The organism is Streptomyces sp. HM190 (assembly GCF_009857135.1).
Taxonomy (GTDB): domain Bacteria; phylum Actinomycetota; class Actinomycetes; order Streptomycetales; family Streptomycetaceae; genus Streptomyces; species Streptomyces heilongjiangensis.
Genome location: NZ_CP047318.1, coordinates 6,609,768 through 6,629,908, shown reverse-complemented (window position 1 = coordinate 6,629,908; position 20,141 = coordinate 6,609,768). Strand labels below are relative to the sequence as shown.

The window sequence follows — 20,141 nt, the reverse complement described above, 5'->3', positions numbered from 1 at the left end:
GACGGCTTCGTAGATTGCCGATCTGTGACGGGTGGAAGGCATTGGCGTTGCCTGGATGCGGAGTCCATCATCCTCGCCATGCACTGTCAACGATGACATAAGTCAACGCTGACACGTTCGAGACAGCCGACCGCGTCCACGTCCACAGGCTGGGCCGGCGGGCCGCCGTGATCGACCCCTCCGACTACTCGATGGCGGAGGTCGTCGCCATCATGACCGGCGCACTCACCGTCGACGCGGCCGGAGATACTGTCGTTGCGGATTCGAAGGCCGCGAAGGCCGCCGGTGTCCGGGCCACTTGACAGCTCGACCCCGCTCTCCCGTCTCCGGCCGAAGGCCGCGGCCGGAGTGGAGAGCCCTCAGGAGACTTCCTCCATGGCAGCCAACCGCCGCCCCACCCTGGCCGACGTCGCCCGCGAGGTGGGCGTCAGCGCCAAGACGGTCTCGCGGGTCCTCAACGAGGACGGCCCCGTCTCCGCGCGGACCAGGGAACAGGTACTGGCCGCGGTGGCGAAACTCGGCTTCCAGCCGAACCTCATGGCCCGCCACATCCGCGTCGGCGGCCCGGACACCACCATCGGTCTGGTCATCCCCGACCTGGCCAACCCGTTCTTCGGGGCGGTGGCGCGGGCCATCGAGGACACCGTCGACGACCGCGGGCTGACCCTGCTGATGGGCTCCTCCGCGGACGACCCCGAGCGGGAACGCGCCCTCACGGACCAGTTCCTCGCCCGCCGGGTCAGCATCCTGATCGTCGTCCCGTCCGTGGGCGCCGACCACTCCCACCTCAGGCCCCACCGCGCGGCGGGACTTCCCGTGGTCTTCCTCGACCGGCCCGGAGCCGGCCTGGCCACCGACAGCATCGTCAGCTCCAACCGGGCCGGGGCCCAGGAGGGCGTCGCCCACCTCATCGCCCACGGGCACCGCAGGATCGGCTTCGTCGGGGACCTGCCCCGGAAGCTGTACACCCGCCGTGAGCGCCAGGCCGGCTACCGCGCGGCACTGCGGGAGGCGGGTATCCCCTACGACCGCGCCCTAGTCGCCGACGCCCACGACCAGCGGGGCGCCGAGGCCGCGACCGCGCAGCTCCTCGGTCTGAGCGATCCCCCGACCGCCCTGTTCGCGGGCAACAACATCATGGCGCTGGGCACAGTGGCCGAACTCGCCCGCGGCAAGCGCAAGGAGGTCGCGGTCGTCGCCTTCGACGAGGTGGCGCTCGCCGAGGCGCTGGAACCGGCGCTGACCGTCGTCGCCCAGGACGCGGAGGAACTCGGCCGGGCCGCCGCGACCACCGCGCTGGCCCGCCTCGACGGCGACCGCGGCCGCGCCCGCACCCTCACCGTCCCCACCCGTCTGATCGTCCGGGGCTCGGGCGAACAGCCCGCCCCGCAGCCGTAGCGCCGCGACCGGAGCGGTTCACCGGCCCGCCTCCCTCGCCGCCCTGGCCTCGGCGGGACCTGCTTCCTCCCCGGGCGCTGCTCCCAGGTCGCGGTGTCCGGGTCGCGGTGTCCGGGTCGCAGAGTCCGGGTCGATGCCGTGGGCGCGCGCACCGGCGTCGGCCGCCTGCCGGAGCCAGCCGGCGAGACCGGCGCGGATCCCGTCGTAGTGGGCGGCGAACCCCGGGTCGGCCTCGTGCCGGCGGCCGAGACGGACCTGCATCCGCCGGGTGAGGGGGAAGTACGCGGCGAAGACCTCGCGGTGCCGCTCGACGAGCCGGTTCGCCTCCGGGGCACCGGGGGTTGTGGCGACTGACACAGTCGACCGATCAAGTGCTTGCACCGCTTTGAAGAAAGCCGCAAAACATCAGTAAACAGGCAAAAATCCTCCCGCAAGGCGCTGTCGCGAGATGGGCTTCCAGGTGGGGAGTCGGGAGGTTCTGGGCCCTCAGGGGCTTTCTGGGCCCTCAGGGGCTGAGGACGAACCGCATCGGGTCGCCGGTCTTCTTCTCCGGCCCGCGGACGGCGCCCGCGGCGTGGGCCGACGGAACGGCGGCCGGAGGCGGGATCCGCGGTGTCATCGCAGTGACTGGACGGCGTAGAGCGCGCCGAAGGCCGCGGCGAGGGCGCCGAGCAACAGGCGCAGGGCGGTCTCGGGCAGTCGGGGCTGCAGGTACGCCCCGAGGTATCCGCCGATCAGCCCGCCCAGGCCGCAGGCCAGCCCGAGGTACCAGTCGGGGGCGATGCTCCCGGAGCCGGTCAGGGACAGCGACGCGAAGGTCGCGGCACCGGTCACGGACGTGGCGAAGGTGGAGGCGAGGGCTGCCGGGGCGACCTGGCGCACGGGCATACCGCGGCCGACCAGGAAGGGGCCGAGGAGGGAGCCGCCGCCGATGCCGTAGACCCCGCCGACGACGCCGACGGCCAGGGCCAGGCCGGTGAGGGCGCGGGGGGAGGGCTCCGCCGCCGGGGTGGCCGGGGCGGGCCGGAGGGTGCGGACGATCAGCCACAGGCCCAGCGGCATCAGCAGTCCGGCGACGAGCAGCCGGAAAGCGGTGGGGCCGGGTACGACGAACACCCGTACCACCGCTCCGACGACCACGCCGGGCAGGGTGCCGATCACCAGGCGGCGGGTCAGCGGGCTGTTCAGCAGACCCGCTCGGCGGTAGCGCAGCAGGGCGCCAGGCCCGGCCACCACGTTGTACAGCAGGTTGGTGGGGGTGACCGCCGGACTGGCCACGCCGAACACGCTCAGCTGCACGGGCAGCAGGAACACCGCCCCCGAGACCCCCACGGGGGCGGTCACCACGGCGATCACCAGGCCGACGACCAGTCCGTACAGTTCCACCGAGCCCGCCGTTCCAGTTCAGTGTCCGATCATGACAGGTCCGCCCGGCAGGCCGCGGACGTGGCTGCCGCACGACGCCGGGCACCGGGCCACGACCGGCTCATCGGCGGTGCCACTCCTCTGCGAGGAGCCGGTAGGAGCGCACCCGGTCGGCGTGGTCGTGGGTGATGGTGGTGATGATCAGCTCGTCGGCGCCGGTGGCCTCCTGCAGTTGTTCGAGCTGGTCGGCGACGCGCCCCGGAGAGCCGACGAACTGGGTGTCGACGCGGTCGGCGACCAGGGCCCGGTCCGCTTCGGTCCAGGCGTGCGCGCGGGCCTGGACCGGGGTCGGGAAGGGGATGGCGCCCTCGGCCGTGCGGATGCTGCGGACCCACGGGCCGTAGCCGGTGGCCAGTTCACGGGCGGTCGCGTCGTTCTCGGCGACGACGACGTCGGCGGAGACGCTGACATGGGGCTTGTCGAGGTGGCCGGACGGCTGGAACCCGGCGCGGTAGCCCTCGACCGCCTCCAGCACGGTGGCCGGGCTGACGTGGTAATTGGCCGCGAAGCGCAGGCCGTTGCGACCCGCGACCTCGGCACTCTGTCCGCCGCTGCTGCCGAGGATCCATACCTGCACCTCGGCGCCCTCACCGGGGACGGCGTGCGCTTCGATGCCGTCTGCGGAGCGGTAGTCGCCGCGCAGGAGCGCGAGGATGTCGCCGACCTGCTCACCGTAGTCCTGGGGGCGTGCCCCCGGCTGGTGCAACAGGTGCTGCTGGAGCCGGAGACGCGGCGAACCGATCAGGTGCTCGGAGGAGAACCGGGGCGGGATCCGCAGACCGTTGGGAGCGCGCCCGCCGACGACGGGCGTCGTGGTCGGCCGGGGTCCAGCCGTCCGCTCCGGGGGACGTCCGCCCGAGCGGCCGAGGCCCAGGTCGAGTCGCCCGGGGTGCAGGGCGTCGATCAGCCCGAACTCCTCGACGGTGGACAGGGCGGTGCGGTGACCGAGCTGCACGGCCCCGGACCCGATCCTGATCGTGGAGGTCGCGGACGCGGTCAGGGCCAGCACGACGGCGGGAGAGGTCCCGGCCACGCCCGGGTTGAGGTGGTGCTCGGCGAACCAGTAGCGCGTGTAGCCGAGACGCTCGGCCTGCTGGGCGAGGTCGATGGTGTTGCGCAGCGCCTGTGCGGCGGTGGACCCGGACGGGATCGGGACGAGGTCGAGGACTCCGAGAGGGATGGCGGACATGGTCGGGGTGTTGCTCCTCAGCGGTCGGTGGGCGCGGGTGCCGGTGCGGACGCGGACACGCGGTCGGCGCGTGGGACGGTGCGGACGCGGACACGCGGTCGGCGCGTGGGACGGCGGGGAGCGCCGGCCGGTCGCTGCGGGGGACGGCACCGTCACCTCCGCTCGTCCGGCCCCCTTGTCCCGCTCCGCACGGGCCGTGCCGTGCTCCGGTACGGGAGCGCCCGTGTCGTCGCAGGTTAGGCGGATCCGGACGGGCGAAGGTGGAGGGCGTATTGCGGTTGCGTGAAGCCGTCCGGAGCCCGCCGGGCGGGCCGGGCGGCGGCCGCGTCCGCGCCGTGCAGGGACCAGTCCACGCTCCGCACCGCCACCCCTGCGGCCTCCAGCCCTCGGCAGTGGGCGTGGTGTCGGCGGGCGATGCCGTCCAGGTCTAGGTGGATGCCGAAGGCGGGGTGGGCGGCCAGTCGCCGTGCGTAGGCCCACAGGTGCGGATGGTCGGCGATGCGTTGGACCACGGCGGCGTCCAGGTGCGGACGGTGCGCGGCCGACGGCGAGCGAAGGGTCAGGCGGCTCGTCCGGTGGCCGCCTGCGGGGCCGGTCGGCTGCCGAGGGCTTCGGCGAACTGGTCGACGACCTGTGCGAGGGCCTCGGCCGGGCCCGGCGCGACGGTCAGGGTGCCGTCAGCGCCCACCGCGAGGTCCTTGTCGAGCGTGAACCAGCCCTGGACGATGTGCGCGGCGCCCATGGAACTGAGCACCGGACGCAGCGCGTAGTCGATCGCCAGGACGTGCGCCGTGCTCCCGCCGGTCGCCAGCGGGAGGACCGTCTTGCCGACCAGGCCGTACTGCGGCAACAGGTCCAGCAGGGACTTCAGCAGCCCGGAGTAGGCGGCCTTGTAGACGGGCGTGCCGATCACGACTCCGTCGGCGCGGGCGAACAGTTCGGTCGCCTCGACGATCGCCGGGTGCCGGAAGTCGGCGCCGAGCAGGGCCTCGGCGGGGATGGTGCGGACGTCCAGGGGGATCACCTGGTGTCCCTGTGCCGTGAGCCGCGTGTCCAGGTGACGCAGCAGGCGGGCGGTACGCGAGGTGGCGGAGGGGCTTCCGGAGACGGACAGGACGGTGGCCATTGCGGATCCTTCGGGAGCGGGGGGGTGCGGGGGACTGGTGCGGGGCCGCGTACCGGGGGTACTGCGCACGGTGGCGTACGCGGTGAGCTGGAGGGTGACCCACACCGCCTGCACGATCGTCTCGGACAGCACGTAGTCGCGGAATACACCCCACTCCCAGACCGGGTTGGTGGTCAGGCCGTGCACGAACTGGCCGACCAGCACGATCACGGCGACGGCCGCCACCCAGCGGGCGTAGTGACGGGCGGGGACGACCTTGAGGGAGGCCGGGTCGTCCGGAGCGGGCGGGGCCCTGGGGCCGGTGCCCGGGACGGCCGCGCGGGGCGGCACGGTGTCGGTGGTCGGTCTCATCGTGGTGTTCCTGTGGGACTCGTATGGGTGCTCGGGCGGTTCGCTCCGCGCCGTCCCGGTCGTGGAGGGGGCGGTGCCCACGTCGTGCGGAGACGGGTTCCGGTGCCGCGGTCGTTCATGAGCCGGCCGCCTCTTTCTGGGGTGGTGCGGCGGGCAGGTGCTTCTCGAAAGGCAGCGGGCCGATGGATTCCGGGTCGGCCTCGGTGTCGAACAGCGGGGTGTAGCCGGTCGTCAGGTACAGGCCGCGGGCCTCGGGCTGGCGCGGACCGGTGGTCAGGTGGATCCGCCGGTAGCCGCGGGCGCTCGCCTCGCGTTCCAGCTCGGCGACGACCCGGCGGGCCAGGCCGCGCCTGCGGTGGGCCGAGTGCGTCCAGATCCGCTTCAGCTCGGCCGTGGTCTCGTCGTACCGGCGGAACGCGCCGCCCGCGACCGGCTCGCCGTGTTCGAGGAGCAGGAGCAGCACCCCTCCGTACGGTGCGGTGAACTCCTCGTCGGGGTACCGGGCGAGTTCGGCGTGCGCGTCCTTGCCGTAGCGGGCGGAGTACTCGTCGCCGAGTTCGCGCAGCAGGGGTTCCACCCGCGGGTCGGACACGGTGACGCGAACGACCGCAGGCCCGGCCGAGAGCGGCGGCGGTGGTGCGACGGAGGTCATCCACGCACCGCCGCGAGGGTCTGCGGGCCGCGGGCCGCCCGCGCGGCGTCGCGCTTGGCGACCTCCTCGCGGACGATCGGGATCACGTACCGGCCGAAGTCGATCGCGTCGCCCAGCAGGTCGTAGCCGCGGGCCGAGAGGATGTCGACGCCGAGGTCGTAGTAGTCGAGGAGCGCCTGAGCGACCGTCTCCGGGGTGCCGACCAGGGCGTTGGAGTTGCCCGCGCCACCGGTCGCGGCGGCGGTCGGGGTCCACAGGGCGCGGTCGTAGCGCTCTCCCGCCTCGGCGATGGCGAGCAGCCGCTGCGAGCCGGTGTTCTGCGGGCGGCTGTGGCCGTTGTGACGCTTGGAGACCGCCTCGCCCTTCTCCTTGCGGGCCTTGATCGCGCCGACCGTGCGATGGGCCTTCTCCCAGGCCAGCTCCTCGGTCGGGGCGATGATCGGGCGGAACGCCACCTGAATGCGCGGCACGTCGGTGCGGCCCGCGGCCTTCGCGGCGGCCTTCACGTTCTCGATCTGCTCGGCGGTCCTCTCCAGCGGCTCGCCCCACAGGCAGTAGATGTCGGCCTCGGCGCCGCCCGCGGCGTACGCGGCGGGGGACGAGCCGCCGAACGAGACGTTCGGACGGGGCTGTTGAACGGGGAAGACGTCGCTGACGAAGTCGTGGAAGCGGTAGTGCTCGCCCTCGTGGTCGAAGGGCTCGTGGGTGGTCCAGATCTTCTTGACGATGCGGATGTACTCGCGGGTGCGGGCGTAGCGCTCGTCCTTGGTGAGGGTGTCGCCCTCGCGGCCCTGCTCGCGGTCGTTGCCCCCGGTGATGAAGTGCACGGTCAGCCGGCCCTCGCTGATTCGGTCGAGGGTGGCGAAGGTCTTCGCGGCGAAGGTCGGGTAGGAGACGTTGGGCCGGTGGGCGAGCAGGATCTGCAGGCGCTCCAGCCTGCTCGCGACGTACGCGGCGGCCGGCGCGGGGTCCGGGGACCCGGAACCGTAGGCGAACAGCACCCGGTCCCAGCCGTGCTCCTCGTGCGCCCGGGCGAGCCGGAGCGTGTACTCCTTGTCGAAGGCGGCGCCGGAGCGCGGGGTGGTTTCGGAGCCGTCGTTGGTGGCGGCGATGCCGAGGAATTCCACGGGCATGGGAGATGGCCTTTCCTCAAGGCTCTGGGGCCGGGCCGCCGCGTGGGCAGCGGGCGGACACGGCGGAGCAGCCCTCGGAGCGACCGGATGTGACGGCGCTTCAGGGTGCCGGGAGGCAGATGGTGAGCAGGTGGGATGACGGCGGGGGGCAGCGACCTCGGGCGAGGTCGTGCGGCGGCAGTGCGTGTCAGGTCCCGCAGGACCGTTCGCGTACGCGGGTTCGGCGTGCGTGCGGCGGATGCGCACAACGGTGCCGCGCAGGGAGGAAATCGGCCCGCTACGGGGTCACCGAGGGAGAGCAGGGCCGGTCAGAGGGCCCGCTGCCGCGTCAGGCGCGACACGCCGCGGACCACACCCGACCGAAGTCGATGTGGTCACGGGTGACCAGGCGCTGCTCGGCATTCATGCGGCCAATTGAGCAGGACATCTCGCTTCTCGTCAACTGCGGCCCGGATGCCGGACCGGGGCGACACCGGCCCGTGGGCCCACGCACGGTGTTGCGTTCCCTACATTTCCCATCGATTTACTAGGGAAGCATTGACGGCCTGCCCGTAGGGTGCGCAGGATGATGCGCATGGCCCACACGCAGCAGCGACTCGTTCGTCGTCGGCATGTCGACTTTGGTCACGTCGTCAGCGCCGCCTGCTGTCGCGCGTAGAGGGCACACCGCTCACTCGTCGCGTGTGCCACTCCGCTCCTTCTCCCCCATCCCAGGCGGTCGGACGAAGCCACCGGCGCGCCTGACGGCCCGACGCATTCCTGAAGGACGACCGCCATGACCACGGCACTTCCGGCCCAGACCGCTCCCGCGACTCCGCCGCTCCCCGACATGCGGCATCTCCGCCTCGTGGGCGACACCGCGCAGTTCGACGACGAGGGAGACGGTTCCGCTCCGCTCGTCGGCTACCTCGTCCTCGTCCCCGAGGGCACCGATCCCGCCCGGCTGTTCGCGAAGGACGTGGCACGCCCGCTGATCCGGCCGGTCGCCCCTCCGGACGCGCCTCCCGCGCGGCAGACCGGAGCCGGCGGCGTACGCGTCGATCCCGCGCGACGTGTCGCAGAGCTGGACGGACGCGAACTCGACCTCACCTACCTGGAGTTCGGCCTGCTGGCCCATCTCGTCCTCCATCCCCACCAGGTGCATTCGCGTGAGCGGTTGATGGCCGGCATCTGGGGCTACGACCACATCGGCGACGGCCGCACCGTGGATGTCCACATCGCACGGCTGCGCCGCAAGCTGGGCGGAGCCCACCGGCACCGGATCGTCACCGTACGGCGCGTGGGCTACAAGTACGTGCCCGACCGGCAAGAGGACACCGGCTCCGCGCCCTGCCACCGACCTTGAGGAGACCACCGCCATGGGCGTTGCCACCGCGCCGTCCGAACCCGCCTCGGACTCCGACCGGACCGGGCCCGGCCGTGCGCACTGGCTGCGGGTGGCCCGGGAGACGGCGGACGACCTGGCCACGGACGCGGTGGCCAGGGAGCAGGCGGGCAAGGCCCCGTTCGACGAGGTGTCCGGGCTTCGTGAGGCGGGACTGCTGACGCTCCTCGTACCGGCCGCGCTCGGCGGAGGCGGCGCGGACTGGCCCACGGCCTACGCCGTCGTCCGGGAGATCGCCGCCGCCGACGGCGCGATCGCTCAGGTGCTCGGCTGTCACTACTTCCTGTCGTGGAGTGCCCGGTTGTTCACCGAGCCCGCCCTCGCCGCTCGGGTCGAGCGGACGTCCGCGGCGGAGCAGTGGTGCTGGGGTGGCGGTCTCGCCCGTCAGGAACTGCCGCTGACCCTGGCCAGGAAGGGCAGTGGCTTTGTGCTCGACGGTCGGCAGAGCTACGCCACGGGGGTCGTGGTCGCCGACCGCCTCGCCGTGCGGGCCGAGCGGGCCGACACCGGCGAACCACTCGCGGTCGTCGTGGACTCCGCCCGTCACGGTGTGCGCGTCGACGGCGACACCGACACCTTCGGCCAGCGGCTCGCGGCCGGCGGGAGCGTGGAGTTCGACGCCGTGCCGGTCGCCGCCCACGACGTACTCGGCTCGCTGTCCGCGGACGAGGACGATCTGTCACCCCTGGCCGCTCTGGCCTCGCCGGTCGGGCGTCTGCTCTCGGTCCAGCTCCTCCTCGGCATGGCCGAGGGGGTGCTCGCCGAAGCCCGTGAGTACAGCAGGGCGGGCCACTCCCCCTGGCACCCGGACCGGCCGGCCGGCTCCCCCCAGGACCCACAGGTGCTGACCGCCTACGGAGAACTCACCGTCCTCGCCCGCTCCGCGTCCGCGCTCGCCGCTCAGGCCGTGGACGCCGTGGACGGCGGGCTGGCACGAGGCGAGGACCTCACCTACGACGAGTACGCGGAGACCTCCGTCCTCGTGGCCATGGCCGAGGCCGCCGCGTCCCGGGCGGCACAGGAGTCCACCGCCCGCGCCCTCGACATCATCGGCGCCCGCTCCGCGTCCTCGCGGCTGGGCTTCGACCGCTTCTGGCGCAACACCCGAACGCACACCTTGTACGAGCCCGTCGCGCACCGGCTCCGCGACGTCGGGGACTACTTCCTCAACGGCGCGCACCCTCCGTTCGTCCTGCCGGTCCGGCCTTGAGGACCGGCTCCGGATCTGCGGCGAATCCACGACGGATCCGCGACTGATCCTCGTTTGATCCGCGATGAATCCGCCATTGATCCGGGACGGATCCGCGACAAGGCATCTGCTGCGGGAATACCCCTTCCGGCAACGCACGAGACCACTGTCCCGCGGCCGGGCTCGCCCCGGTCGGGATTCGCCATGCACCGTGACGTCCAGGCAATTGTGAATGGCGCACTTCACGTGCATGTCGGGCGGTTCAGGATATGAGACATCCACGGAACCGACATTGACGTGGCCGGATTTCGCTGCGACTCTCTTGGTTGTGAGCCCCTTCGAGAATCTCGCCACGCGCCTGCACGTCGATCTGCGACGTCAGGCCAGCGCCATCTGTGCCGTCGGCCACCGAACCCGCTGACGAGCGCCGCTCTCTGCCGCTCCACTGCGAAGCCGGCTGCTACGACCATGCCCCTGCTGTCGTAGATCACCGATGTCCCGCAGGCTCTCCTGACAGGGTTTGCATTCTCAGTCGGTTTCTCCTTACCCAGCCGGGTTCTCCTTCCCCGGCCGGGGTCTCCTCCATTTGCGCCTAAGGGCGGGACAGCCCTTGGCTGCCGCGCACCCTTTCGGCGGGGAATTCTCATGCCGAAGTACCCCTGCGGGCATCACTTTGTCGCGCCCTCGGACGGCACGTCCGCCGATTCCACGTCATTCCCCATTCGCTCGAACAGGACCTTTTCCATGGCCATCACGGCATCGACCCGACGCCAGTTCCTCTCTCTGCTCGGACTTTCGGCGGTGACCGTGAGCTGCGGCACCACAGCGACCGGAGCCACCTCCGGCAAGGGCCAGACCAAGACGCTCCGGTACCAGGGCTGGGCGGGACAGGTCACGTTGCCGGAACTGGCCGAGGATCTCGGCTATCTGGAGGACGTGAGACTGAAGTGGGTCGGCAACACCATCAGCGGGCCACAGGACATCCAGTCCGCGGCCACGGGCCAGATCGACTTCGGCGGCGCCTTCAACGGCGCAGTCGTCAAACTGGCCGCGAACAACACCCCGGTCAAAGCCGTCATCAGCTACTACGGCTCCGACAAGTACGCCTACAACGGCTTCTACGTCCTCAAGGACGCACCCATCCGTTCGGCCCGTGACCTGATCGGCAGGAAGGTCGGGATGAACACCCTCGGAGCCCACGCCGAGGCCATGCTCGACATCTATCTGCAGCGAGGCGGTCTCTCCCGGGCGGAGATCGACAAGGTCGAGCCCCTGGTGGTACCTCCGGTCAACACGGAGCAGTCGCTGCGTCAGAAGCAGATCGACGTGGCCGTGCTCGGCGGCATCCTGCGCGACAAGGCCCTGGCGACCGGGGGCATCCGTCCGCTGTTCACCGACCATCAGCTGCTCGGTTCGTTCAGCGCCGGCACCTATGTGATGACGGACCGCTTCCTGGAGCAGAACCCCGACACGGCCCGGACCTTCGTCACCGCCGTGGGGCGGGCCATCGAGTGGTCCCGTTCCACTCCGCGCGAGGAGGTCATCGCCCGGATGACGGAGATCGTGGAGAAGCGCGGCCGCAACGAGCAGACCGCACCGCTGAAGTACTGGCGGTCCTACGGCGTCGCCGAGACGGCCGGCCGGATCACCGGCAAGGAACTCCAGCTGTGGATCGACTGGCTGGTCGAGCGCGGTGATGTCCGCAAGGGCCAGGTCACGCTGTCGGACCTCTACACCAACGAGTTCAACGGCAACCGGAAGTCCTCGGCCGCCGCGGAGAGCGGGAGCTGATCCCATGCCGGAACCCACCACGAAGCCCTTCACACCCAAGATCGTGTTCGAGAACGTCCGGAAGGACTTCACCGTCAAGGACCGCGCGGGAACCCGACGCACAAGCCGGTTCACCGCCCTCGACGGCATCGATCTGGAGATCGCGGCCGGCGAGTTCGTCGTGCTGGTCGGCCCCAGCGGCTGCGGGAAGTCGACGCTGCTGGACCTGCTCGGCGGCCTCACCCGGCCCACCGGCGGACGGATCCTGCTGGACGGCGAACCCGTCACCGGCCCCGGCCTGGACCGGGGCGTCGTGTTCCAGCAGTACGCGCTGCTGCCGTGGCGCACGGCCCAGGGCAATGTCGAGTTCGGCCTTGAGGCCGTCGGCGTCCCACGGCGTCAACGTGCCGCACAGGCCCGGGAGTTCCTGGACCTGGTCGGTCTGTCCGGGTTCGAGGAACGCCACCCGCACGAACTGTCGGGCGGGATGCGGCAGCGGGTGGCGATCGCCCGCAGCCTCGCCTACGACCCCGACGTGCTCCTGATGGACGAGCCGTTCGCCGCGCTGGACGCCCAGACCCGGGAGTCGCTGCAGGACGAACTGCTGCGCATCTGGCAGCGCACCGGCAAGACCGTCGTCTTCATCACGCACGGCATCGACGAGGCCGTCTACCTGGGACAGCGCGTCGCCGTCATGACGTCGAGGCCGGGCCGGATCAAGCAGATCGTGCCGGTCGCCCTCGGCTCCCGTACGGCGACGGACGACCCGCGCTCCAGTCCCGAGTTCGCACGACACCGGCACGAGATCTGGTCGCTGCTGCACGACGAGGTGGCCAGGGCCCAGCAGTTGGAGAAGGAGGAGGCCTCCGTATGAGTCTCACCACCGGCACGACCACCGAGAAGACCACGGCGCCGGACTCGGTGAGCGCCGCCGAGCCCGTGCCCGGCCCCGGCCCGTCCGCCGCCGAGTCCGGGGTGCCCGCGCCCCACGGCGCATCGCCGCCAGGAGTGCGCCGAGCCCTCTCCACGGCGGCCCGGGTCCGCCGGGCCGTCCGCCGCCTGCCGCACCTGCTGGTCCGGGGGGCGACCAGGTCCGTAGCGATCGTGGCGCTGCTCCTGCTGTGGGAGACCGCGCCGCGACTCGGCCTGGTCGACCGGATCTTCCTGCCGCCGTTCAGCGAGGTCGCCCGTGCCTGGTGGGGACTGGCCGTCGACGGTCAGCTCGCCGACAACGCGCGTGCCAGCCTGGCGCGTTCGTTCAGCGGATTCGGTATCGCCGTGGCCGTCGCCGTGCCGCTCGGGCTGCTGATCGGCTGGTACCGGCCGGTCGCCGACCTCCTCGGACCGCTGCTGGAGGTGTTCCGCAACACCGCCGCCCTGGCCCTGCTGCCGGTGTTCGTCCTGCTGCTGGGCATCGGCGAGACCTCGAAGATCTCCATCGTGGTGTACGCCTGCACCTGGCCGATCCTGCTCAACACCATCAGCGCGGTCCGCCACGTCGACCCGACCCTGCTGAAGCTGGCGAAGTCGATGGACCTGTCCGCGCCGCGGCTGTTCCAGAAGGTCATCCTGCCCTCCTCGGTGCCGGTGATGTTCACCGGCATCCGGCTGGCGGGAGCGGTGTCGATCCTGGTGCTGGTCGCCGCGGAGATGATCGGCGCCAAGGCCGGCCTCGGCTATCTGGTCAACGCCTCGCAGTACAACTTCGCGATCCCGCAGATGTACGCGGGCATCATCACGATCTCCGCCGTCGGCGTGGCCTTCAACCAGTTCCTGGTGACCGTGGAGCGGCGGCTCAGCTCCTGGCGCGTGCCGGTCGGCGGCTGACCCGGCCGCCTTCTCACCCCGCTGTCTTCTCGGCCCAACTGTCTGTCGGCCCGCTGCCTTCTCGGCCCCGGTGTCCTCCCCGATCTCCTCCTTCTCCCGGTCTCTTCCGTCCAACGATCTCCTCAGCCCCCCGCTCTCCTCAGCCCTCCGCTCTCCTCCGTCTCCCGACCGTCTCGTTCGCCCCGATCCGAGGAACCCATGACCGCGCCCCGACCCCGTCAGCTGCATCTCAACGCCTTCCTGATGAACGCCGGCCACCACGACGCCGCCTGGCGGCACCCCCGCACCCAGCCCGAACGGGTCACCGACCTGCGCTACTTCCAGCAGCTCGCGCAGACCGCCGAGCGCGGCCTGCTCGACTCGGTGTTCCTCGCCGACGGCCTCGCCCTGTGGGGGAAGGTCCGGCACAACGCGCTCGGCGGCTTCGAACCGCTGACCCTGCTGTCCGCCCTGGCGGCGGTCACCGAACACGTCGGCCTGATCGCCACCGTCTCCACCACCTTCAACGAGCCCTTCCACACCGCCCGCAAGTTCGCCTCCCTGGACCACCTCAGCGGCGGCCGGGCAGGCTGGAACATCGTCACCTCCGGCACGGTGAACGAGGCCCGCAACTTCGGGCAGGACGAACACCTGGAGCACGCGCTGCGCTACGAGCGGGCGCGGGAGTTCGTCGAGGTCGCCACCAAGCTGTGGGACAGCTGGGAGGACGACGCGATCCTGCTCGACCGGGAGAGCGGCATCTACGCCGACACCGGCAAGGTGCGGGAGATCGACCACCGCGGAACGTACTTCGGGGTGCAGGGCCCGCTGAACGTACCGCGCAGCCCGCAGGGCTACCCGCTGCTGGTGCAGGCCGGCTCGTCGGAGGACGGCAAGGAGTTCGCCGCCCGGTACGCCGAGGCCGTCTTCACCGCCCAGCAGACCCTCGCCGACGGCCAGGCCTTCTACCAGGACCTCAAGTCCCGGCTCGCCCGCTACGGCCGCACCGGGGACCAGCTGCTCGTCCTGCCCGGCATCGCCCCCGTGATCGGCTCCACGGAGGCCGAAGCCCGCGCACTGGAGCGAGAGCTGACGGACCTCCAGGTTCCCGAGTACGGGCTCGCCCAGCTCTCCGGGATGCTCGGCACCGACCTGACCGGACTGCCGCTGGACGGGCCACTGCCCGAACTGCCCGAGGAACGCGACATCAACGGCAACAAGAGCCGCTTCACACTCGTCGCCGAACTCGCCCGACGTGACGGCCTCACCCTGCGCGAACTCATCGCCCGGCTCGGCGCCGGCCGCGGCCACCGTGTCTTCGCCGGCACCCCCGAGCAGGTGGCCGACCAGTTGGAGGAGTGGTTCACCCAGGGCGCCGCCGACGGCTTCAACATCATGCCGCCCCATCTGCCGGGCGGCCTGGCGGACTTCGTCGACCACGTCGTCCCGATCCTGCAGGGGCGTGGGCTGTTCCGCACCGAGTACACCGGCCGCACCCTGCGCGAGAACTACGGCCTGGCCCGCCCCGCCAACCGGCTGGCCGCGACAGCCGCACGAGAGCAAGTGGCCGTATGACCGGTCTCGACCTCACCACGGACGTCCTGGTGGTCGGCGGCGGCCCCGCCGCCACCCGGGCCAGGACGGAACGGACGTGGTCCTCGCCGACAAGCCCCCACTGCGGCACCAGCGGCGCCACCGCCTCCCCCGGCACATCGGCCGGGGACGAGGCCGCACCCCCGGCGCACTGCGGGCCGTCGGCCCTCCCCTCGGACCGCCGGGGTCCGAGGAGTCCTTCCCGCCCATCACCTCCTGAAGGGAACACCCGCACATGACCACCAGCACCGGCTTCGACGTCCGCAGGATCGGCGGCCGCATCGGCGCGGAGATCCTCGGCGTGGATCTTTCCGCCGACCTCGCCCCCGCCGTCGTCACCGAGATCAACTCCGCGCTCCTGGAGCACAAGGCGCTCGTCTTCCGCGACCAGAACCTCGACGACGCGGGCCAGCTCCGCTTCGCCTCCCTCTTCGGTGAGCTGACCACCGCGCACCCGACGGTCCCCTCCGTCGACGGCCGGCCGAACATCCTGCCGGTCGACGGCGCCGAGGGGATCCGCGCCAACCAGTGGCACACCGACGTCACCTTCGTCCGTACGCCCCCGAAGGCGTCCACGCTGCGCAGCATCGTGGTCCCGCCCTACGGCGGCAACACCCTCATCGCCAACTCGGCCGCCGCGTACCGGGATCTGCCCGAGCCGCTGCGCGAGCTGGCGGACAGGCTGTGGGCGGTGCACACCAACGACTACGACTACGCCGCCCCGAAGAGCGAGAAGGCGGCCGAGCACCGCAGGCGGTTCGTCTCCCGGAAGTACCGCACCGCCCACCCGGTCGTCCGCGTCCACCCCGAGACCGGGGAGCGCGGGCTGTTCACCGGCGGCTTCGCCCAGAGCATCGTGGGCCTCGGTCCGTCCGACTCCCGCGACCTGCTGCGCATCTTCCAGTCGTACGTCACGCGTCCCGAGAACGTCGTGCGCGTGGCCTGGGCGCCCGGCGACCTCGTCCTGTTCGACAACCGCATCACCCAGCACTACGCCCCCGACGACTACGGCGACCTGCCGCGCCTGCTGCACCGGGTGACCGTCGCGGGCGACGTCCCGGCCGGTGTCGACGGCCGCCTCAGCCACGTCATCGAGGGCGACGACGCCGCCCACTACACGCCCGCCGCCGCCTGAGCACCCGGGCCGCCGGGCAGGGGACACCCGTCTCCGCCCGGCGGCCCGCCGACGGCGGACACCGGCGGAAGGCCGTACGGGATAATGCAGGCATGAGGATCTCAGCCAGGGCCGACTACGCGGTGCGTGCCGCGCTGCAGCTCGCCGTGTCCCCGGATGACGGGCCACTGAAGGCCGAGGCCATCGCCGACGCCCAGGACATCCCGCACAAGTTCCTCGAAAGCATCCTGAACGACATGCGCCGGGGCGGTCTCGTGCTCAGCCAGCGCGGCGGCAACGGCGGCTACCGGCTGGCCAGGCCCGCCGAGTCCATCAGCATCGCCGACGTCATCCGCACGGTGGACGGCCCCCTGGTGTCGGTACGTGGCGTCCGCCCGCCCGAGCTGTCCTACACCGGCCCCGCCGAGTCACTGCTGCCCCTGTGGATCGCCCTGCGGTCCAACGTGCGCGAGATCCTGGACGGCGTGTCGCTCGCCGACGTCGCGTCGACCCAACTGCCCCCCTCCGTTGTCAAGTTGAGCGAGGACCCCGAGGCCTGGGTGAACCCCTGACAGGCTGAGCCACTCACCGGCCATCTCACCAAGCGAGAGCGCCGCGTCCACCATACGAACACCCTCTTGGGGTGGACGCCGCCTTCTGCCACTATCCCTAGCAACCAGGTAGGGAAACTAGGAATGCACGGGGGGGTGGCCATGCGTACGCTCGATCGCTCAGGCCAGTTGCTGCCCCTTCTGACCTCGCGTCGCCACGTCGACCTCGGCCGTACCTCCAGTGCCATCTGTCGGCCCTTCTCACGCCGCAGAACCTGACTTCCGTCCGCACCACCGCGCCCCTCCCCCGCTCCGCCTCCGCCGGACGGGTGAGGGACCGACGCCCCCGCTGACGACGACTCTCTCCCTCCCCGTCCCCCTTCTCGGGCCGCGACGGCATGCGTGCCGCCCGGTCCGAGGACGGGAGTGCCGGCGCGTGCCGGCAAGCACCACGCCTCGCGTCTTCGCACCTCCACGATCACCCATCCCCGAGAGGACACCGCTGTGTCTGCCGCCAGACCGCTCACCACCCTGCGCACCCTCACCGTCGTGGCCGCGCTGCCTCTGCTCCTCACCGCCTGCGGCTACGGTTCCGCCTCCACCGACGACGGCAAGCGGACCGAGGTCGCGGCAGACGCCAAGAAGCTCTCCGCCGACGAGGTGAAGATCGGCTACTTCCCCAACCTCACCCACGCCACCGCCCTGGTCGGCGTCCAGGAGGGCCTGCTCCAGAAGGAGCTCGGCGGCACCAGGATCAAGACGTCCACCTTCAACGCCGGCCCCTCCGAGATCGAGGCGCTCAACGCCGGCTCCATCGACATCGGCTGGATCGGCCCCTCCCCCGCCATCAACGGCTACACCAAGTCGAACGGCGCGAACCTGCGCATCATCGGCGGTTCGGCCTCCGGTGGCGTCAAGCTCGTCGTCAACCCGAAGAAGATCAAGTCCCTGGACGACGTCAAGGGCAAGAAGATCGCCACGCCGCAGCTCGGCAACACCCAGGACGTCGCGTTCCTCAACTGGATCGCGGAGAAGGGCTGGAAGGTCGACGCGGAAAGCGGCGCGGGCGACGTCTCCGTCGTCCGTACGGACAACAAGATCACCCCGGACGCCTACAAGTCCGGCTCCATCGACGGCGCCTGGGTGCCCGAGCCCACCGCGTCCAAGCTGGTCGCCGAGGGTGCCAAGGTGCTGCTGGACGAGGCCGACCTGTGGCCCGACAAGAAGTTCGTGATCACCAACATCATCGTGTCGCAGTCGTTCCTGAAGGAGCACCCGGACGTCGTCGAGGCCGTGCTGCGCGGCTCGGTGAAGACCAACGCGTGGATCAACGCCAACCCGGAGAAGGCGAAGTCCTCCGCGAACGCGGCGCTGAAGGAACTCTCCGGCAAGGCCCTGCCCGCCGAGGTCATCGACCCGGCGTGGAAGTCGATCACCTTCCTCGACGACCCGCTGGCCGCCACCCTCACCACGGAGGCGGAGCACGCGGTGAAGGCCGGTCTGCTGGAGAAGCCCGACCTGAAGGGCATCTACGACCTCGCGCCGCTCAACAAGGTCCTCAAGGCCGAGGGCAAGGACGAGGTCGACGACGCCGGTCTCGGCGCCGAGTGACCACGGCCGGACGACGATGAGTTCCCAGGAGGTGACGGCCATGACCACCACGGTCACCGGGGCCGGCGAGGACGCACCGGCGGTGACGTACGCCGCCCGCATCGAGCACGTCTCGAAGTCCTTCCCCGCGCCGGGCACGCCCGGCGGACAGCAGCTCGTGCTGGACGACATCACGCTGGACGTCGCGCCGGGTGAGTTCGTCACCCTCCTGGGGGCCTCGGGCTGCGGCAAGTCCACCCTGCTCAACCTGGTCGCGGGACTGGACCTGCCGTCCGCGGGCTCGATCCGCACGGACGGCCGGCCCGCCCTGATGTTCCAGGAACACGCGCTGTTCCCGTGGCTGACCGCGGGCAGGAACATCGAACTCGCGCTGAAACTGCGCGGCGTCGCCAAACCGGAGCGCCGCGCCGAGGCGGAACGGCTGCTGGACCTCGTACGGCTGCAGGGCGCGTACGGCAAGCGGGTGCACGAACTGTCCGGCGGCATGCGCCAGCGCGTCGCACTGGCCCGCGCGCTGGCCCAGGACAGCCGGCTGCTGCTCATGGACGAGCCGTTCGCCGCGCTCGACGCCATCAACCGCGACGTCCTGCACGACGAGCTGACCCACCTGTGGCGGGAGACGGGACTGTCGGTGCTGTTCGTGACGCACAACGTGCGGGAGGCGGTGAAGCTGGCGCAGCGGGTGGTGCTGCTGTCCTCGCGGCCGGGGCGCATCGCCCGGGAGTGGACGGTCGGCGTTCCGCAGCCGCGCCGCATCGAGGACAGCGCGGTCGCCGAGCTGTCCGTCGAGATCACCGAGGAACTGCGAAGGGAGATCCGCCGCCATGGCCGGCACTGACACCCGCGTCGACACCACGAAGGACGGTCCGTCGACGGCCGGGGACCCCCGGGACACACAGGAACTGGCAGGGCTGGAGGCAGGGCTCGACGCGCTGGAATCGGTGCCGAGCGGCCGTACCCCGCTGCGCGAGACCCTGGTGCGCAAGGTCCTGCCGCCCCTCACCGCCGTCGCGCTGGTGCTGGTGGTCTGGCAGCTGCTGGTGTGGGCCGAGGTCGCCCCCGACTACAAGCTGCCCGCGCCGTCCGCGGTGTGGGACGAGGTGACCGACGCCTGGCGGCAGGGCACGCTCCTCGACTACATCTGGACATCCGTCTCACGCGGTCTGCTCGGCTTCCTGATGGCACTCGCCATCGGTACGCCGCTCGGCCTGCTGGTCGCCCGGGTGACATTCGTCCGGGCCGCCGTCGGCCCCATCCTGTCCGGACTGCAGTCGCTTCCCTCGGTGGCCTGGGTGCCGCCCGCCGTGCTCTGGCTGGGCCTGAACAACTCGATGATGTACGCCGTGATCCTGCTCGGCGCGGTCCCCTCCATCGCCAACGGCCTCGTCGCGGGCATCGAGCAGATCCCGCCGCTGTTCCTGCGGGCCGGGCGGACGCTGGGCGCGACCGGGCTGAGAGAGGCCCGGCACATCGTGATGCCGGCCGCGCTTCCCGGCTATCTGGCGGGGCTGAAGCAGGGCTGGGCGTTCTCCTGGCGTTCGCTGATGGCCGCCGAGATCATCGCCTCCTCACCCGATCTGGGTGTCGGCCTCGGCCAGTTGCTGGAGAACGGCCGGAACAACGCCAGCATGTCGCAGGTGTTCCTGGCCATCTTCCTGATCCTGCTCGTCGGCATCGCCATCGACCTGCTGATCTTCAGCCCGCTGGAGCGGCGGGTGCTGCGCGGCAGGGGCCTGCTGGTCACCCGCTGAGCGCGGGTCCCCACCACGCGGGACGCACGGCCCGTCCCGCCACGGCGTCAGGAGCGCTCGGCCACCGGTTCGGAGATCGCCCCCGCGCTCCGCGTGAC

Annotated in this window: 18 protein-coding genes and 3 pseudogenes; 14 read left to right on the top strand and 7 right to left on the bottom strand. The window is 71.4% G+C overall.

The window, feature by feature from the left end:
• Window positions 1-116 precede the first annotated feature (116 nt).
• A pseudogene (locus GSY65_RS28375) lies at window positions 117-302 on the top strand (sugar ABC transporter ATP-binding protein); the annotation flags it as partial.
• A gap of 73 nt (window positions 303-375) precedes the next feature.
• Window positions 376-1,398, top strand: coding sequence for a LacI family DNA-binding transcriptional regulator (locus GSY65_RS28370; protein ID WP_159773958.1), 1,023 nt, complete (start codon window positions 376-378; stop codon window positions 1,396-1,398).
• A gap of 114 nt (window positions 1,399-1,512) precedes the next feature.
• On the opposite strand, the pseudogene GSY65_RS28365 reads toward GSY65_RS28370, so the two are convergent.
• The 7 genes and pseudogenes from GSY65_RS28365 to GSY65_RS28335 all read right to left on the bottom strand — a co-directional run.
• A pseudogene (locus GSY65_RS28365) lies at window positions 1,513-1,743 on the bottom strand (TipAS antibiotic-recognition domain-containing protein); the annotation flags it as partial.
• A gap of 270 nt (window positions 1,744-2,013) precedes the next feature.
• Window positions 2,014-2,778 (bottom strand): sulfite exporter TauE/SafE family protein, encoded by a 765-nt coding sequence (locus tag GSY65_RS28360; protein WP_159776463.1) that lies wholly within the window; start codon window positions 2,776-2,778, stop codon window positions 2,014-2,016.
• A gap of 106 nt (window positions 2,779-2,884) precedes the next feature.
• Window positions 2,885-4,012: an LLM class flavin-dependent oxidoreductase gene (locus GSY65_RS28355; RefSeq protein WP_159773956.1), complete on the bottom strand. Its 1,128-nt coding sequence runs from the start codon at window positions 4,010-4,012 to the stop codon at window positions 2,885-2,887.
• Window positions 4,013-4,248: 236 nt separating this feature from the next.
• A pseudogene (locus GSY65_RS28350) lies at window positions 4,249-4,548 on the bottom strand (glutathione S-transferase family protein); the annotation flags it as partial.
• A gap of 23 nt (window positions 4,549-4,571) precedes the next feature.
• On the bottom strand, window positions 4,572-5,138 hold the full coding sequence (ssuE, locus tag GSY65_RS28345) for an NADPH-dependent FMN reductase (RefSeq protein WP_159776461.1): 567 nt from the start codon (window positions 5,136-5,138) through the stop codon (window positions 4,572-4,574).
• A 466-nt stretch (window positions 5,139-5,604) separates the two neighbouring features.
• On the bottom strand, window positions 5,605-6,141 hold the full coding sequence (locus tag GSY65_RS28340) for a GNAT family N-acetyltransferase (protein WP_159773954.1): 537 nt from the start codon (window positions 6,139-6,141) through the stop codon (window positions 5,605-5,607).
• Window positions 6,138-7,274, bottom strand: coding sequence for an LLM class flavin-dependent oxidoreductase (locus GSY65_RS28335; protein WP_159773952.1), 1,137 nt, complete (start codon window positions 7,272-7,274; stop codon window positions 6,138-6,140). The genes GSY65_RS28340 and GSY65_RS28335 overlap by 4 nt, the downstream gene beginning before the upstream one ends.
• A 775-nt stretch (window positions 7,275-8,049) precedes the next feature.
• On the opposite strand from GSY65_RS28335, the gene GSY65_RS28330 reads away from it, so the two are divergent.
• The 12 genes from GSY65_RS28330 to GSY65_RS28280 all read left to right on the top strand — a co-directional run bounded on the left by GSY65_RS28330 (window position 8,050) and on the right by GSY65_RS28280 (window position 20,043).
• Window positions 8,050-8,619, top strand: coding sequence for a winged helix-turn-helix domain-containing protein (locus tag GSY65_RS28330; protein WP_159773950.1), 570 nt, complete (start codon window positions 8,050-8,052; stop codon window positions 8,617-8,619).
• A gap of 13 nt (window positions 8,620-8,632) precedes the next feature.
• Window positions 8,633-9,868, top strand: a complete 1,236-nt coding sequence (locus GSY65_RS28325; RefSeq protein WP_159773948.1) for an acyl-CoA dehydrogenase family protein — start codon at window positions 8,633-8,635, stop codon at window positions 9,866-9,868.
• Between the two features lie 723 nt (window positions 9,869-10,591).
• Window positions 10,592-11,638, top strand: coding sequence for an ABC transporter substrate-binding protein (locus GSY65_RS28320; RefSeq protein WP_159773946.1), 1,047 nt, complete (start codon window positions 10,592-10,594; stop codon window positions 11,636-11,638).
• 4 nt (window positions 11,639-11,642) lie between these two features.
• Complete coding sequence (locus GSY65_RS28315; RefSeq protein ID WP_159773944.1) at window positions 11,643-12,491, top strand: ABC transporter ATP-binding protein; 849 nt, start codon at window positions 11,643-11,645, stop codon at window positions 12,489-12,491.
• Window positions 12,488-13,444, top strand: a complete 957-nt coding sequence (locus tag GSY65_RS28310; protein WP_159773942.1) for an ABC transporter permease — start codon at window positions 12,488-12,490, stop codon at window positions 13,442-13,444. The genes GSY65_RS28315 and GSY65_RS28310 overlap by 4 nt, the downstream gene beginning before the upstream one ends.
• A 198-nt stretch (window positions 13,445-13,642) precedes the next feature.
• A complete protein-coding gene (locus tag GSY65_RS28305; protein WP_159773940.1) occupies window positions 13,643-14,998 on the top strand; it encodes an LLM class flavin-dependent oxidoreductase in 1,356 nt (451 codons plus the stop codon).
• A 253-nt stretch (window positions 14,999-15,251) separates the two neighbouring features.
• On the top strand, window positions 15,252-16,151 hold the full coding sequence (locus GSY65_RS28300; protein WP_159773938.1) for a TauD/TfdA dioxygenase family protein: 900 nt from the start codon (window positions 15,252-15,254) through the stop codon (window positions 16,149-16,151).
• Window positions 16,152-16,243: 92 nt separating this feature from the next.
• Window positions 16,244-16,702: an RrF2 family transcriptional regulator gene (locus GSY65_RS28295; protein WP_159773936.1), complete on the top strand. Its 459-nt coding sequence runs from the start codon at window positions 16,244-16,246 to the stop codon at window positions 16,700-16,702.
• A gap of 123 nt (window positions 16,703-16,825) precedes the next feature.
• Window positions 16,826-16,960 (top strand): putative leader peptide, encoded by a 135-nt coding sequence (locus tag GSY65_RS34770; protein ID WP_443043258.1) that lies wholly within the window; start codon window positions 16,826-16,828, stop codon window positions 16,958-16,960.
• Window positions 16,961-17,185: 225 nt separating this feature from the next.
• A complete protein-coding gene (locus GSY65_RS28290; RefSeq protein WP_159773934.1) occupies window positions 17,186-18,292 on the top strand; it encodes an aliphatic sulfonate ABC transporter substrate-binding protein in 1,107 nt (368 codons plus the stop codon).
• 40 nt (window positions 18,293-18,332) lie between these two features.
• Window positions 18,333-19,130: an ABC transporter ATP-binding protein gene (locus GSY65_RS28285; RefSeq protein WP_159773932.1), complete on the top strand. Its 798-nt coding sequence runs from the start codon at window positions 18,333-18,335 to the stop codon at window positions 19,128-19,130.
• Window positions 19,117-20,043 carry an ABC transporter permease gene (locus GSY65_RS28280; RefSeq protein WP_159773930.1) on the top strand — a complete coding sequence of 309 codons (927 nt, stop codon included), beginning with the start codon at window positions 19,117-19,119 and terminating at the stop codon, window positions 20,041-20,043. The genes GSY65_RS28285 and GSY65_RS28280 overlap by 14 nt, the downstream gene beginning before the upstream one ends.
• Window positions 20,044-20,141 lie beyond the last annotated feature (98 nt).